Here is a 14,472-nt window from a genome sequence, read left to right as displayed (position 1 = left end):
GTGACTGGCAGTTGTGGCACCTTTCGGGCACCCAAAAGGCGCCACAACTGCGAGTGGGTTTTTGGTGAAGACCTACCGGGCGATTTTGAAGTTGAACGCCCCGGTGCCCAGCGCGCCCCAGAGCCGCACCCAGATCGGCAGGACCATTTCGGCGCCGCGGGCGGTGGTGATGTCGCCCAGGTCAATGATGTCCCGGTGCCCGAACCCCTTAAGCAGCCCGCTCACGATCTCCTTGGCGGCCGCGTCATTGCCGGAAACGAAGACCGAGTGGTCGCCGCCGGCCACACTCGCCGGATCCACCATCACGCTGGCGGTCATCGTGTTGAGGGTCTTGACTACCCGGGCCTCCGGGAAGGCCCGCTGGATCTGTTCGCCGAGGCTGTCGGTGTTCACGGGGTTCAGCGACGGCGGAAACCCGCGGGAGAAGTCCAGCGGGTTCGCGACATCCATGATCACCTTGCCGGCCAGGTTTGCCGCCCCTGCCGCGGTGAGCGCCTCAAGGGAGCCCGCGCCGTTGGTGGCGTTGACGACCAGCTCCGCGCGGGCGGCGGCGTCCGCGAATGTGGCGACGTCGACCCGGCTGTGCGCCGCGTGCCAGGCGGCAAAGGCCGGGCCGCCCGTCGCACCGGGCTCGGTCCGGGCCAGCGTCGCCTTCGGATCCCGCGTGCCGATCACGACGTCATGCCCGAGCGCGGACAGTGCCGCGGCGATCGTGGGGCCAACGGATCCGGTTCCCAGTACAGCAATCTTCACGACGTCCTCAGTTCTGGATGGTTCAGTACGGAATGGCCGGGTCAGGCCATCCCGGGGTAGACACTTCCGTCTACCCCTCAGCAGGAAGCTATCAGACAGGTCTGTCTAGGGCAACCATAGACAGAGTTGTCTGGGTACCATGGAGCCATGACGCCGCCAGCAGCCGCAGCACCACAGGCCGCCCGCACGCCTCCGGGGCAGGCAAGGGACAAGATCCTGGCCACGGCCTTCCGGCTTTTCTACGCCCAGGGGCTCCGGGCCGCCGGCATCGATACGATCATCGCCGAGTCCGGCGTCGCGAAGGCCACGTTCTACAAGTACTTCCCGGCCAAGGATGACCTGATCCTGGCCTACCTGGAGGAGGTCGACGGGGTCTGGACCGGGCAGCTCCACGCTGCGGCGGAAGCTGCCGGACCCGATCCCGCGGCCCAGTTGGTGGGGCTGTTCGATGCCCTGGCCAGCGCCTGCCGCCGCGACGGCTACCGCGGCTGCGCCTTCATCAATGCCGCCGCCGAGTCCGCCTCCGGAACCCGCATCCACGCGCGGACGGTGGCGCACAAGGAACACATCAGGGCCTGGATCCGGAACCTCGCCGTCCAGGCCGGCGCCCCGGATCCGGACCAGCTCGCCCGCAGCCTGACCCTGGTCCTCGACGGCGGCCTGGCCAGCGGGGTGCTCGACGCCGACCCGGCGGCGGCCACCGCCGCCCGCCACACCGCAGCACAACTTGTGTCCGCAAACCTCGGGAGGAACCCGTGACCACTACACAACCCGACCCCGACGCCCAGCTCGCCCGCTGGCGGCGCTTCCGGAACAGCCGCAACACCGCCCTGGCCAGCGAGTACGGCTGGCTGACCCTGACCTCTTTCCAGTGGCTGGAGGAACGGCCGGCGGAAGTCGAACTCGTCCCCGGCCTCTGGTCCACGGACGGCACGACGGCGTTCCTCACCGCCGCGGCGGCCGAGGGATTGACCCTGGTGGAGACCGGCGAGCCCGTGGACGGCACGCTCAGCGCGGCGCTGGCCAATGAGGAATCGCTGCTATGGGTCCAGTACGGCGGCCCGGACGGCCGGCAGGTCGTGGTGGAACTCGCCAGGCGCGCCGACAAGTACGCGGTGCGCACCCGGGATTCGACGTCGCCGGTGTTCACGGGGTTCGACGGCGTTCCCACCTTTGACTACCGGCCGGACCTGGTGGTCGAGGCCACCTTCCACCCCTATCCGGAGCCGGTCGAGGTCCCGATCGGCACCGCCAACCCGCTGGTCGACGGGGTCCACCGGTCCGTCGGCGAATTGGTGTTCCGGCTCCCCGGCAAGGACCACGAGTTCCACCTGCAGGCCGAAGAGGAAAAGCTCGGCGCGCTGACCGTCACCTTCCACGATGAGACCAACGGGGAATCAACCGACGAGTGGCGGAAGGTCTCCACGGCCCGGCCGCGCGTCGACTCGCAGGGAAACCGCACCGTGGTCCTGGACTTCAACCGGGCGATCAACTACCCGAGCGCCTTCACCCCGTACGGCACCTGCCCCATGCCGGTGAAAAACAACAGCCTGGACTACCGGATCGAGGCGGGCGAGAAGGAGCCCGCACTGTTCTAGATCTCGTCTAGACGATCGCGGACACCCCGGTCACGGCCCGGCCCACGATCAGCGTGTTGATCTCGAACGAGCCCTCGTAGGTGTAGATCGCCTCGGCGTCGGCGAAGATCTTGGCCATCCGGTAGTCGGTGACGATGCCGTTGCCGCCCAGCAGGGACCGGCCCATCCCCACGGTCTCCCGCATCCGCGCGCTTACATAGGACTTCGCCAGCGCCACCTGCGGCATGTCCGCGGCGCCCTGGTCCTGCAGCTGCGCGATCCGGACCATCATGCCCATGCTCGCCACGGCGTTGCCGAGCATCGTGACCAGCTGCTGCTGGACCAGCTGGAATTTCGCCAGCGGCCGCCCGAACTGCCGGCGTTCGACGGCGTACTGCCGGGCGACGTCGAACGCCGCCAGCTGCTGGCCCACACCCTGCCAGGCGACCATGATCCGCGAGCCGCGCAGCAGCTCGTTGGTGTCCTCGAAGCTGTTGATCCCGGCGAAGCGGTCAGACTCGGCCACCTGCACGTCCTTGAAGACTATGTCCGCGTTCTGCACCGTGCGCAGCGCGATCTTGTTCTCGATCCGGCTCCGGCTCACCCCCGGCAGGGTGGCGTCCACGATGAAGCCGCGGATGCCGCCGTCGGCCTCGTCACGGGCCCACACCAGCATGTAGTCGCAGAACGTCCCGTTGCCGATCCAGCGCTTGGCGCCGTTGAGCACCCAGCTGTCGCCGCCGTCGGGCGCCCCGCCGGGCACACGCCGGGCGACGGTCTCCATGCCGCCAGCCACGTCGGAGCCATGCTCGGGTTCGGTCAGCGCGAACGCGCCGGTGGTCCGGAGGCTGGCGGCGTCCTCGAGCAGGCGCTCCTTTTGCTCCTCGGAGCCGAAACCGTAGAGCGATTCGACGAAGAGGTCGTGGTGAACCAGGAAGAACGTCGCCAGCGAGGTGTCCACGCGGGTAATCTCGGCGATGACCAGCCCGGCAAACAGGTTGCTGTAACCGCGCTGGGCCGGGGCACTGAGCTCCAGGGCCGCGAGTTTGGGCAGGATGTGCGCGGGGAACTCGGCCTTGTTCCACCACGCGGCGGCGAAGGGAGCCACCTCGCGGGCCAGGAACACCCGCAGTTCTGCCAGCTTTGCCTGCTCACCGGCGTTGAGCATCGACTCGAAGTTGAAGAAATCGGCGGTCGGCAGCCCCGCGACGGATTCAGCGGGAGCGGGCGAAGGGGCGATCCCGGCCGGCATCATTTCGGCCCCATCCGGATGGCGCCGTCGAGGCGGATGGTCTCGCCGTTGAGCATGGCGTTCTCCACGATGTGCGCGGCGAGGTGTGCGTATTCGGCTGGCCGGCCCAGCCGGGACGGGTGCGGCACCTGCTGGCCGAGGGAGTCCTGGGCTTCCTGCGGCAGACCGGCCATCATGGGCGTCTCGAAGATGCCCGGCGCGATGGTGACCACCCGGACCAGCGAGCGCGCCAGTTCGCGGGCGATCGGCAGTGTCATCGCGTGCACCGCGCCCTTGGAGGCGGCGTAGGCCGGCTGGCCGATCTGGCCGTCGAACGCGGCGACGGAGGCGGTGTTGATGATGACGCCGCGCTCCGGCCCGCCGAGCTCGGTTACGGCCGGCTCGGTGGCCGCCATTGCGGCCGCCGCCAGGCGGATGACGTTGAAGGTGCCCACGAGGTTGATCTGGATGACGCGGTTGAAACTCTCCAGCGGCAGCACGCCCTCCCGGCCCAGCACCTTCCCGGGGGTGGCGATGCCGGCACAGTTGACCACGATCCGCAGCGGACCGAGGGCGACGGCGGCGTCGACGGCGGCCTGAATCTCCGCCTCGCTGGTGACGTCGGCGGGAGCGAAAACCGCCCGGTTCCCGGGACTCGTCGGGCTGCCGGATTCGGGGGCCGCAGCCTCGTTGCCCCCGGCGTTCAGCTCGGCGGCGAAGGCCGCACCGGCGGAGCCTGGCAGGTCCACCAGGACCACCGAGGCGCCGGCGTCGAACAGGCGACGCGCCGTCGCGGCACCCAGACCGGAGGCTCCGCCCGTAATCAGCGCAACAGTACCTTTGATGTCCATGCATCCTCCTTGATGTGGAACCCGAGCCCGCCGCGACACTGTGGGCAGCGTCACGCATTTACCGCGAACATTAGTTAGTGAATGTTAACTGGAATGCGGGCGTTCCGCACCTTCACCCTGCCGCTACTAGGCTGGGCCCATGACCCCGGCCGACATTTCCACTTCCCCCGACTGGTCTTTCCGGGCCAATGAAGCGGCCCGCTCGGTGACCAGGTTGTTCGGGCAGCGGCTCTTCTTCCTGCCGGGAACCCACATCGCCGCGATCGTCCGGCCCTCGGGCCGGCTGAAGAACCTGGCCCGGCCCTGGCACTACTGGTGGCAGGCGCACTACGTGGACTGCCTGGTGGACACCGGGCGCCGCGAACTCGGCACGGGCGGGCGGCCCGAGACACGGTTCGACGGCGCGGACCGGCCCAGCGCCGGCCGGCTCGCCTCCCGGCTGGTCACCGGGATCCGGCTCCGCAACTTCCTCACCGTCGTCAACAACTACTACGACGACATGGCCTGGCTGGCGCTGTCCACGCTGCGGCTGGAGCACCTTGCCAGGGACAGCCGCACCAAGGCCGGACGCCGCCGCAACGCCAGGGTCCTGCAGAGCCTCACCCTGCAGTTCCATTCCGCGTCCACGGACGACCTCGGGGGCGGCACCTTCTGGAGCAAGAAACGGGATTTCAAGAACACCCCGGCCACGGCGCCCGTGGCCCTCTATTACGCGCGCACCGGCGAGGCGGCCAGGGCGCAGGCCCTGCTGGACTGGCTGGACGCCCGGCTTTTCGACCCCGAACAGGGCCTGTACCGGGACGGCCTGCGGATTGCCCCCGGCGGCGACGTGGTGCTGGAAAGCGCCATCTACACCTACAACCAGGGCCCGGTCCTGGGCGCACTGCTGGAGCTCGGCGGCGCAGCCAACCTGGCCCGCGCCGCCTCCCTCGTGGCGTCGGTGGCACGCAGCCTCACCCTCCCCGCACCCCTGGCGGGGCGCAGCGCCGCGGTGCTGCGCTGCGAGGGCGCCGGCGACGGCGGCCTGTTCACCGGCATCCTCGCCCGGTATCTGGCCCTCGCCGCGGTCGACCAGCGGCTCCCGGCCGCGACCCGCGCGACGGCCGCGGCGCTCGTCACCGACACGGCCGACGCCTTCTGGGAGGGCCGCCACCTGCTGCCGGCCGGTGACCCACTCGCCCGCCACGGCGGCCGGATCGTGTTCTCCGCCCGCCCCGAACTGCCGGCGCGGGACGCGTACCCGGCCGGCGCCGCCGTCGAACTCTCCACCCAGCTGCAGGCCTGGATGGTACTGGAAGCGGCCGCCGCCATCGCCGCCGCGAATTAAGTCACGCCATAGTTTCGTAATTGATGTGATCCTCATCACTTAACGAGCCCTCGGCTTGGTTGCTTAGGTTTGGCTAACCTACAGTTTTTCGTAGTGAGCATGCCCTAACTTCCCCCGCTCACAGGGGGCTAGGGCTCCTACGACCTTCCTCCAGAAAGCAGCCCCATGAAGATCCGCAAGAACGCGCTGGCAGGTATCGCACTTGCCGCCACCGCCACTCTCGGCCTGGCCGCCTGCGGCTCCGGCGCCGCCACCGCCCCCAGCAGCAGCGCCGCCGCTGACGGGAATATCTCCGGTGAGATCACGGTCTACAACGCCCAGCACGAGTCCCTGACCAAGGAATGGGTGGACGCGTTCACCGCGGAAACCGGCGTCAAGGTCACCATGCGGCAGGGCTCGGACACCGAGATGTCCAACCAGATCATCCAGGAAGGCCAGGCCTCCCCGGCCGATGTCTTCCTCACCGAAAACTCCCCGGCCATGGCCCAGGTGGAAAACGCCGGCCTCTTCGCCGACGTCGACCAGGCCACCATTGATCAGGTGCCTGCCGAGTTCCGTCCCTCCACCAATAAATGGACCGGCATCGCGGCCCGCTCCACCGTGCTGGTGTACGACAAGGCCAAGCTGACCGAAGACCAGCTGCCCACGTCCATGCTGGACCTGGCCAAGCCGGAGTGGCAGGGCAAGTGGGCGGCCTCGCCGTCCGGTGCCGACTTCCAGGCGATCGTCTCCGCCCTGCTGGAACTCAAGGGCGAAGCCGCCACCGAGGAATGGCTCCAGGGCATGAAGGCGAACTCCAAGCCCTACAAGGGCAACAGCACGGCCATGAAGGCGGTCAACGCCGGTGAGGTCGACGCCGCCCTGATCTACCACTACTACTACTACGGCGACCAGGCCAAGACCGGCGAGAACTCCAAGAACGTCACCCCGTACTACTTCAAGAACCAGGACCCGGGCGCCTTCGTGTCCGTCTCCGGCGGCGGCGTGCTGAATTCCTCGAAGAACGCGGCGGCGGCCCAGGCCTTCGTCAAGTTCATCACCGGCAAGAAGGGCCAGGAAGTCCTGCAGAAGGGCACCTCCTTCGAGTACGCCATCGCCTCCGACGTCCCGGCCAACGAAAAGCTCGTCCCGCTGGCGGAACTGCAGGCACCGACGGTGGACCCGGCCAAGCTGAACTCCGCCAAGGTCTCCGAGCTGATGACCAAGGCAGGACTGCTCTAACCACGTGACAACCAAGCTGGCGGCTCCCGGAACATCCGGGGGCACGACGACGGCGGGCAGGGGCAAGCGACCCCGCCCGCCTTTCGGCGTTTCCATTGTTTCCGTGCTGGCCGTGCTGATCGCCCTGTTCGCGCTGATTCCGCTGGGCTACGTCATCGTCATGACGGCCGCCACCGGCTGGGACACCGCCGTGGACCTGATCTTCCGGGCCCGCGTCGGTGAGCTGCTGCTCAACACCGTGCTGCTGATGCTGGTCACCGTGCCGCTGTGCCTGGTCCTCGGCGTCGGCGGCGCCTGGCTCGTGGAACGCACCCAGCTCAGGGGGCACAAATGGTGGGCCGTGCTGCTCGCGGCCCCGCTGGCCATCCCCGCCTTCGTCAACAGTTACGCCTGGGTCTCCGCGGTCCCGTCGCTCGAGGGCCTGTGGTCCGGCGTGCTGATCGCCACGCTGTCCTATTTCCCGCTCGTCTACATCCCGGCCGCCGCCACGCTCAGCCGGCTGGACCCGGCCATCGAACAATCCGCCGCGTCCCTGGGCCTCGGCGCGTGGCGCACCTTCTTCCGGGTGGTGCTGCCGCAGCTGCGCATCGCGATGACCGGCGGGGCGCTGCTCGTCTCCCTGCACCTGCTGGCCGAATACGGCGCCTTCGCGATGATCCGGTTCGACACCTTCACCACCGCGATCATGGTGCAGTACCAGTCCACCTTCAACGGCACCGCCGGGAACATGCTCGCCAGCGTGCTGGTGTTCCTGTGCCTGATCCTGCTGCTGGTTGAAGTACGCAGCCGCGGCAGCGCCCGCTACGCCAAGATCGGCTCCGGCGCCCAGGCCCGCGCCCTGCGCCTTCCGCTGCACGCCTACCAGCTCCCGGCCCAGCTGTTCCTCACCGCGCTCACCGCGCTGGCCTTCGGTCTGCCGCTGACATTCGTGCTGCGCTGGATCATCGCCGGCGGCCCGGACATCTGGGCCGCCGACGAGTTCCTGCCGGCCCTGCTGCAGACCCTGATGTACGGCCTCGCCGGCGCCCTGGCCACCACCGTCGTGGCGTTCCCGATGGCGTACCTGGCCGTGCGGCACCCCAGCTGGTTCAGCAAGGCCCTGGAGCTGTCCAACTACATCACAAGCTCCATGCCCGGCATCGTGGTGGGCCTGGCCTTCGTGACGGTCAGCATCAAGGCGGCACCCAGCCTCTACCAGACCTCGGCGCTGCTGATCGCGGCCTACGTGCTGCTGTTCCTGCCGCGCGCCCTGGTCAACCTCCGTTCCGGCCTGTCCCAGGCACCGAAGGAGCTAGACGAGGCCGCCCAGGCGCTCGGCAAGCCGCCGCTGCTGGCCTTCCTCCGGGTCACGCTGCGGCTCACCGCCCCGGCCGCCGCGGGCGGCGCCGCGCTGGTGTTCCTGGCAATCGTGAACGAACTGACCGCGACGCTGCTGCTCTCCCCCAACGGCACCCGGACGCTCGCCACCGAATTCTGGAGCAAAAGCAGCGAAATCGACTACGCCGGCGCCGCGCCGTACGCCCTGCTGATGATCCTGATTTCGGCGCCGATGACCTACCTCCTCTTCCAGCAGTCCAAGAAAGCAGCGGGACAGTGACCCAGTACAGCCCTTCCCGGCTCCCGCAACCGCGGGTCGCCGCCTCCGTGGCCACCAGCACCAACAACCACCTGGAAATCGACGCCGTCACCAAGAACTTCGGCTCGCAGGCCGTCCTCATGGGAGTCAACCTGTCGGTGGCCAAGGGCGGCACAACGGCGATCGTGGGGCCCTCCGGCTCCGGCAAGACCACGCTGCTGCGGCTGATCGCCGGGTTTGAGCACCCGGACACCGGCAGCATCCTGCTCAACGGCGCCAAGGTGGCCGGCGACGGCGTCTGGGTGCCCGCGCACAAGCGCCACGTGGGTTATGTGGCGCAGGACGGCGCGCTGTTCCCGCACCTGAGCGTCGGGCAGAACATCTCCTTCGGCCTCGACGCCGGCAAGCTCCCCGGCGGGCACCGCGGCGTGAAGGCCCGCGTCGCAGAGCTGCTAGAGATGGTCTCCCTGGACGCCGCCATGGCCAAGCGGCGCCCGCACGAGCTCTCCGGCGGGCAGCAGCAGCGGGTGGCCCTGGCCCGCGCCCTTGCCCGCGAGCCGGAGCTGATGCTGCTGGACGAGCCGTTCTCCGCCCTGGACGCGGGCCTGCGAGTGGCGACCCGCCGCGCGGTGGGCAAGGTGCTCCAGGACGCCGGTGTCACCACCATCCTGGTCACCCATGACCAGGGCGAGGCGCTGTCGTTTGCGGACCAGGTCGCGGTGATGCGCGGCGGACGGCTCGCGCAGATCGGCAACCCGTTCATCGTCTACACGCGCCCCGCGGACCGCGCCACCGCGGAATTCCTGGGCGACGCCGTCATCCTCGACGCCTGGATGGAAGGCTCCCTCGCCACCTGTTCCCTGGGCGGCATCCCGGTGCGCCGGCCCCCGGCGCAGGGGCGGGTCCAGCTCATGCTGCGGCCGGAACAGATCCGGATCGCCGAGGACGGGCCCATCCGCGGCGTTGTGGTGGACACCGATTACTTCGGGCCCGAAACCACCGTGCGGCTCAAGCTCGCCGTCCCTCCCGTCCTCGCCGAAGGAGCCGTGGCGGACCACCGCTACCCCGGCGGCGGAGAAATCATCACCATCCGGCACTGGAACGCCTCGATCGCCCGCCCGGGCACGGAACTGTGCCTCCGTGTCGTCGGCGAAGCGGTGGCCTTCCCGATGGAGGACCTGCCCCCGGCTTAGCCGCCGCGGGCCGGACCGTCGTTGAGCCGGTCCGGCTCCCGGCATAGGGTGGGGCGCATGACTGTTCAGCCAGCGCTCCACCGCCAGCACTGCTCCGTTGCCGCCCCCACCCAGTTGTGGCTCGACGCCGAGGGGCGGCTCGCCAGCGGCCACGGCTCCGCCGACGCCGCCGGCGGCGGCTGGTTCACCGGCCTGCTGCACGGGGACACCCGGATGCTGTCCCGGGCCGAGGTGCGGGTGAACGGCCTGGAGCCGGAGCCCGCCACGGTGGAGGCCGAGGCCGGCGGTGTAATGCGCGTGCGGGGGCTGGTCCGCGGCATCCCGGGACCCACCGAGGACCCCGCCGTCGAACTTCTCCAGACCTGGACGGTCACGCCCGGCGTCGTCCGGCACTCCCTGCAGCTGAGCACCTCCCTCGAGGCGCTCGACGTGGAAATTGAGATCCAGCTCGCCGCGGACTTCACCGACATGGCCGCCATCCGGCTCAGCCGCTTCCGGGAGCCCTCCGAGCCGTTCGCCGCCGACGATTCCACGCTGCGCTGGCGCGACGGCGCCCGGACCCTGACCGTCGCCGCCCCCGGCAGCGTCGCGTCCGGCGAACGGCTCCTCTGGCGCGGCAAGGCAGGCCGCGGCCGCCCGTTCGAGGTGGAATGGCAGGCCGTCCTGGCCGACAGCGAGGACGCCGTGGTGGCAGCCCCGCCGCCCGCCTCGCGCCGGGTCCGCGCCGAACCGTCCGGCGCCCTGGGCCTGCTGCTGGACAACGCGCTCGACGAGCTCGCCGGCCTCCGCCTGGCCACCCGCGCCCTGCCGGACGCGCCGTTCGCCGCCGCCGGGGCGCCCTGGTACTTCACCCTGTTCGGACGTGATTCACTCTGGGCTGCCCGGCTGCTCCTGCCGCTCGATCCCGGGCTCGCCGCCGGCACCCTGCGCGCCCTGGCGGCGTTCCAGGGCACGAAGAACGATCCGGGTGCCGCCGAGGAACCCGGCAAGATCCTGCACGAGCTCCGGGCCAAGGAACTCATCCTGGAGAGCCAGGGCCTGCGCCTGCCCCCGGTCTACTACGGCGCCGTGGATTCCACCCCGCTGTGGCTGTGCCTGCTGGCCGAGCTCGGCCAGGCCGGCCTGGACGACGCCGCGGTCCGCTCACTGCTGCCCAACGCGGCCCGGGCGGTGGAATGGCTGCTGGCCGCCGCAGGTGCGCCCGGAACCACGAACGGCGGGTTCCTCAGCTACCAGGACGCCACCGGCCACGGGCTCAGCAACCAGGGCTGGAAGGACTCCGGGGACGCCATGCAGTTCCGCGACGGCCGGCAGGCCGACGGCCCGATCGCGCTCTCCGAGGTGCAGGGCTACGCCTACCAGGCCGCCGTGGACACCGCCGATCTCTTTGACGCCTACGGCGAGCCCGGCGCCCAGGCGCTGCGGGACTTTGCCGAAGTGCTGCAACAGAACTTCCGCGAGCGCTTCTGGGTCGAGGACGACGACGGCCCTTTCCCCGCGATGGCCCTCGACGGGCACGGCGAGCCGCTGGACATCCCGGGTTCCAACATGGGGCACCTGCTCGGCACCGGAATCCTGGACGCCTCGGAGGCCCGGCTGGTGGCGGACCGGCTGCTCAGCCCCGAGCTATTCTCCGGCTACGGGGTGCACACGATTTCCCGGCGCGCCGCCGGTTTCTGGCCGTTCAGCTACCACTGCGGTTCGGTCTGGAGCCACGACACGGCGATCGCGGTCCGGGGGCTGCTCGCCGAGGGATTCCTCGCCGAAGCCCGGACCATCGCCGCGGGCCTGCTGGCCGCGTCCGGCTCCTTCGGACACCGCCTCCCGGAACTCTTCGCCGGCATTAGCGCCGAGGAGTCCGGCCTCGCGGTGCCCTATCCGGCGTCGTGCCATCCGCAGGCGTGGTCCTCGGCGTCTGCCGTGGTGATCGCCCAGGCCATGGGCGTCGGGTTCTAAGGACGGGCCGGAGGGCGGGGGCCGGGCCGGTCAGGGGGCCGGCGGGCGTTGGTTCTGCGGGTAGGGCGTTTCGTGCCGGGCGAGCATCTCGACGAATCCCGCGATCTTCCGGGCCCTCGTGGCGGCCTGCTTGACGGCGTTGGTCCGGTAAATCAGGGCGAACCTGTTCACCGAGGTCAGGACATCGAACATCGCCTGCGCCCGGGGCTCTGCGGCGATGGCCGCGGCCAGGTCCTCGGGCACCTCCGCCGTCGCCGCGCCGGAGTACGCGGCTTCCCAGCGGCCGTCCGCCTTGGCGCTCTCGACGGCGGCGCGGCCGGCAGGCGCCATCCTGCCTGCGGCCTCGAGGCGACCGATCCGCTCCACATTCCGGGCCGACCACATACTTTTCCGGCCCCGGCGGGTCATCCGCTGGAACGAGCTCTCCTCATCGCGCCGCCGGCCCTGGCCGTCGATCCAGCCGAAGCACAGGGCCTCCTGCAGGGCGGCCTCGTAGTCCAGCTCCGTCACCGAGCCGCCTTTCTTGTGCAGCACCAGCCACACACCGGGGCTCTCCGCATGGTGGCGCTCCAGCCACGCCCGCCACTCGGCGGCATCCTTCACCAGCAGTTCCTCAAGTTCACCAGCCATGGCACCATTGTGCCGCTCAGCACTGACCACGGACACCGATTTGGTGGGACTATATCCCTGAGAGCCGAAAACCGTCACGACCCTGAGGAGCAAAGATGCTGCGTGTCCGCCCGATCCACTTCACCTCCCGTCTTGATGAATGGGAGCGGCTTCTCACCGGACTTGGCATGGTCAAGACCGTCGACGAGCCCACCTGGCGGGAGTTCGACGCCGGCTCCGGCCGGCTCGCCCTCCACTTTGTCGAGCAGGGCTCGGCCCAGGACGGCACCACATCCCTCGGCGTCGAGGTCGGCGACCTGAAGGAATTCGCGCGGAGGACCAAGGAGTCCGGCGCGGCAGAAGGTGGCACCACCGCGGAACTCTTCGACGCCGAGCACGGCCCCTCCTGCCGCATCACGGCCGCGGACGGCTTCAGTTTCCTCGCCGACCCGGCCACCCGCGCCACGGACGGCAGCTGGGGCGGATCGGCGGAAGCGGACCCGGGCATCGCCGTCGTCGGGGTCTGGTTCTCCGAGGACGCCGTGGCGGCGGCCCGGACCCTGCGCGACATCGGCGCCCAGCCCCGCCCGCTGCCGGGCAGTGGAGGCGTCGGCAACGCCGACATGAACACAGCCGAATCCGAGGCCTTCATGGCGAAGAACGGCGGGATCCTGATGGTCGGCGCAGGCTCCGGAACCGGGATTGCCGGCCTGGGCTTCGAATACGCCGGCGACCTGGCCGCACTCCGCGAGCGTCTGAACGAGGCCGGGAACGAGGCCGCGGTCATCGAGGAAGCCGCCATCCCCACCCTGCACGTGGCCAACCCCGATGCCGATGGCACCGCCGGCCACCCGCCACTCTGGATTTCCGCGGCGCCGTCCGCGGGGTGAGTGGGACCGGCCGGCTTTCCGGCGTCAGTCCTCCAGCACTCCGTTGCAGAGCCGGTTGACGACCTCGGTGAGCATCGTCAGCCCGGCGACGATGTCCTCATCGGTGGTGTATTCGTGCTCGTTGTGGGAGATCCCGTCCACGCTGGGAACGAAGAGCATCACCGTAGGCACGAGGTCTTTCATGTTCGTCGAATCGTGGCCGGCCAGGGTCATGACCTGCTTGTTCGCCAAGCCCAGGTCAGCAGCTACCTTCGCGGCCAGCTCGACACCCTCGGGCTGGTACGGGGTTACGGGCCAGGAGTGGGCGTCGTGGCGCTCCACGGTGACATTCGCCAACTGTTCGATCGCGGCAATCCGCTGGTGCAGCAGGGCGTCCGCTTCGGCCAGGACGGCTTCGTCGGCGCTGCGCAGGTCAAGGAGCAAACTCACCCGGGACGGCACCACCACGGGCGAGTTGGGGTAAACGGTCAGCTGCCCGACGGAGGTGTGCAGCACGCCGGGGAAGGTGTCGGCGAGTTCGCGGGCGGCGACGACCATCATGGACGCGCCCAGCAGGGCGTCTTTCCGATCGGCAATGACGGTGGACCCCGTGTGGGCCTGCTCGCCGTGGACCACGAACTCGTATTTGTTGGCCGCCCAGTTGGAGTTCACGAGGCCGATGGTGATGCCTTCGCGCTCCATGCTCCGTCCCTGCTCAATGTGGATTTCGGCGCAGTATGCGGCTTCGGGGCCCTTGTAGCTGCCCCGGCAGCCGACCGCGTCCAGCGCCTCGCGGACCGAGACTCCGTCCGCGTCCGTGGTGGCCAGTGCCGTGTCGAGTTCGAGCTTTCCCGTATAGACGGAGGACCCCATCATGGACGGCTTGAAGCGGGAGCCCTCCTCGTTGAACCAGTTGACCACCGCGATGTTGAACCGGGGCTGCCCGGCGGGCCCGGCCGCGGCCCACTGCTCCACGAGCCGGAACGCCGCGTGGGCTGCGGCAAGGACGCCGTACGCGCCGTCGTAACGCCCCGCCGTCGGCTGGGAATCCATGTGGGACCCCACCACGACGAACGGTGCACCCGGCACGGCCTCGTACAGGCCCCACTGGTTGCCGGCACGGTCGAACCGTACGGTGAAGCCCCGGGCCTCGAGCAGAGCCGTAAGCCACTGCCGCTGCTGACCGTCAGGCACGCTGGCCGCCTGCCGCTCCACACCGCCGTTCTCGGTGGCGCCGAATTCGCTCATGATGTGGAAGTCGCGGATGAATGCGGCGTCGCGGGTGCTGAAAGTGGTCTGAGTGGTCACG

Annotated in this window: 13 protein-coding genes; 8 read left to right on the top strand and 5 right to left on the bottom strand. The window is 69.7% G+C overall.

What is annotated here, in order from left to right:
• Window positions 1–72: 72 nt before the first annotated feature.
• On the bottom strand, window positions 73–753 hold the full coding sequence (locus J2W14_RS10455; RefSeq protein WP_307462072.1) for an NADPH-dependent F420 reductase: 681 nt from the start codon (window positions 751–753) through the stop codon (window positions 73–75).
• A 147-nt stretch (window positions 754–900) separates the two neighbouring features.
• Between J2W14_RS10455 and J2W14_RS10450 the strand changes: the two genes are divergently transcribed.
• Window positions 901–1,512, top strand: a complete 612-nt coding sequence (locus tag J2W14_RS10450) for a TetR/AcrR family transcriptional regulator (protein ID WP_307462070.1) — start codon at window positions 901–903, stop codon at window positions 1,510–1,512.
• Window positions 1,509–2,351, top strand: coding sequence for a DUF1684 domain-containing protein (locus tag J2W14_RS10445; RefSeq protein ID WP_307462067.1), 843 nt, complete (start codon window positions 1,509–1,511; stop codon window positions 2,349–2,351). Before J2W14_RS10450 ends, J2W14_RS10445 begins: the two co-directional genes overlap by 4 nt.
• Before the next feature lie 7 nt (window positions 2,352–2,358).
• On the opposite strand, the gene J2W14_RS10440 is transcribed toward J2W14_RS10445, so the two are convergent.
• Both J2W14_RS10440 and J2W14_RS10435 read right to left on the bottom strand, forming a co-directional pair.
• Window positions 2,359–3,585, bottom strand: coding sequence for an acyl-CoA dehydrogenase family protein (locus tag J2W14_RS10440; protein WP_307462063.1), 1,227 nt, complete (start codon window positions 3,583–3,585; stop codon window positions 2,359–2,361).
• Window positions 3,582–4,412 (bottom strand): SDR family NAD(P)-dependent oxidoreductase, encoded by an 831-nt coding sequence (locus J2W14_RS10435; RefSeq protein WP_307462060.1) that lies wholly within the window; start codon window positions 4,410–4,412, stop codon window positions 3,582–3,584. Before J2W14_RS10435 ends, J2W14_RS10440 begins: the two co-directional genes overlap by 4 nt.
• A gap of 139 nt (window positions 4,413–4,551) precedes the next feature.
• Here J2W14_RS10435 and J2W14_RS10430 point away from each other — a divergent pair, with 139 nt between their 5' ends.
• From J2W14_RS10430 to J2W14_RS10410, 5 genes are all read left to right on the top strand, one after another.
• Window positions 4,552–5,739 carry a glycoside hydrolase family 76 protein gene (locus tag J2W14_RS10430; RefSeq protein WP_307462057.1) on the top strand — a complete coding sequence of 396 codons (1,188 nt, stop codon included), beginning with the start codon at window positions 4,552–4,554 and terminating at the stop codon, window positions 5,737–5,739.
• 165 nt (window positions 5,740–5,904) lie between these two features.
• Window positions 5,905–6,960, top strand: a complete 1,056-nt coding sequence (locus tag J2W14_RS10425) for an iron ABC transporter substrate-binding protein (protein WP_307462054.1) — start codon at window positions 5,905–5,907, stop codon at window positions 6,958–6,960.
• Between the two features lie 4 nt (window positions 6,961–6,964).
• Window positions 6,965–8,557, top strand: coding sequence for an ABC transporter permease (locus J2W14_RS10420; RefSeq protein WP_307462050.1), 1,593 nt, complete (start codon window positions 6,965–6,967; stop codon window positions 8,555–8,557).
• The gene (locus J2W14_RS10415; RefSeq protein ID WP_307462049.1) at window positions 8,554–9,729 is read left to right on the top strand and encodes an ABC transporter ATP-binding protein; all 1,176 of its coding nucleotides are present in this window, start codon (window positions 8,554–8,556) and stop codon (window positions 9,727–9,729) included. Before J2W14_RS10420 ends, J2W14_RS10415 begins: the two co-directional genes overlap by 4 nt.
• A gap of 57 nt (window positions 9,730–9,786) precedes the next feature.
• Window positions 9,787–11,685: a glycogen debranching N-terminal domain-containing protein gene (locus J2W14_RS10410; protein ID WP_307462046.1), complete on the top strand. Its 1,899-nt coding sequence runs from the start codon at window positions 9,787–9,789 to the stop codon at window positions 11,683–11,685.
• A gap of 30 nt (window positions 11,686–11,715) precedes the next feature.
• On the opposite strand, the gene J2W14_RS10405 is transcribed toward J2W14_RS10410, so the two are convergent.
• Complete coding sequence (locus J2W14_RS10405; RefSeq protein WP_307462042.1) at window positions 11,716–12,315, bottom strand: YdeI/OmpD-associated family protein; 600 nt, start codon at window positions 12,313–12,315, stop codon at window positions 11,716–11,718.
• A 95-nt stretch (window positions 12,316–12,410) separates the two neighbouring features.
• Here J2W14_RS10405 and J2W14_RS10400 point away from each other — a divergent pair, with 95 nt between their 5' ends.
• Complete coding sequence (locus J2W14_RS10400) at window positions 12,411–13,184, top strand: VOC family protein (RefSeq protein WP_307462040.1); 774 nt, start codon at window positions 12,411–12,413, stop codon at window positions 13,182–13,184.
• Window positions 13,185–13,208: 24 nt separating this feature from the next.
• Here the strand turns inward: J2W14_RS10400 and J2W14_RS10395 are convergent, their stop codons facing one another.
• Window positions 13,209–14,471 (bottom strand): M20 family metallo-hydrolase, encoded by a 1,263-nt coding sequence (locus J2W14_RS10395; protein WP_307462037.1) that lies wholly within the window; start codon window positions 14,469–14,471, stop codon window positions 13,209–13,211.
• Window position 14,472: the final 1 nt, after the last annotated feature.

Source organism: Pseudarthrobacter oxydans (assembly GCF_030812335.1).
Classification (GTDB): Bacteria; Actinomycetota; Actinomycetes; order Actinomycetales; family Micrococcaceae; genus Arthrobacter; species Arthrobacter oxydans_B.
Note: the sequence above shows the minus strand (reverse complement) of the source record. Positions and strands in the feature narration are given on the sequence as shown.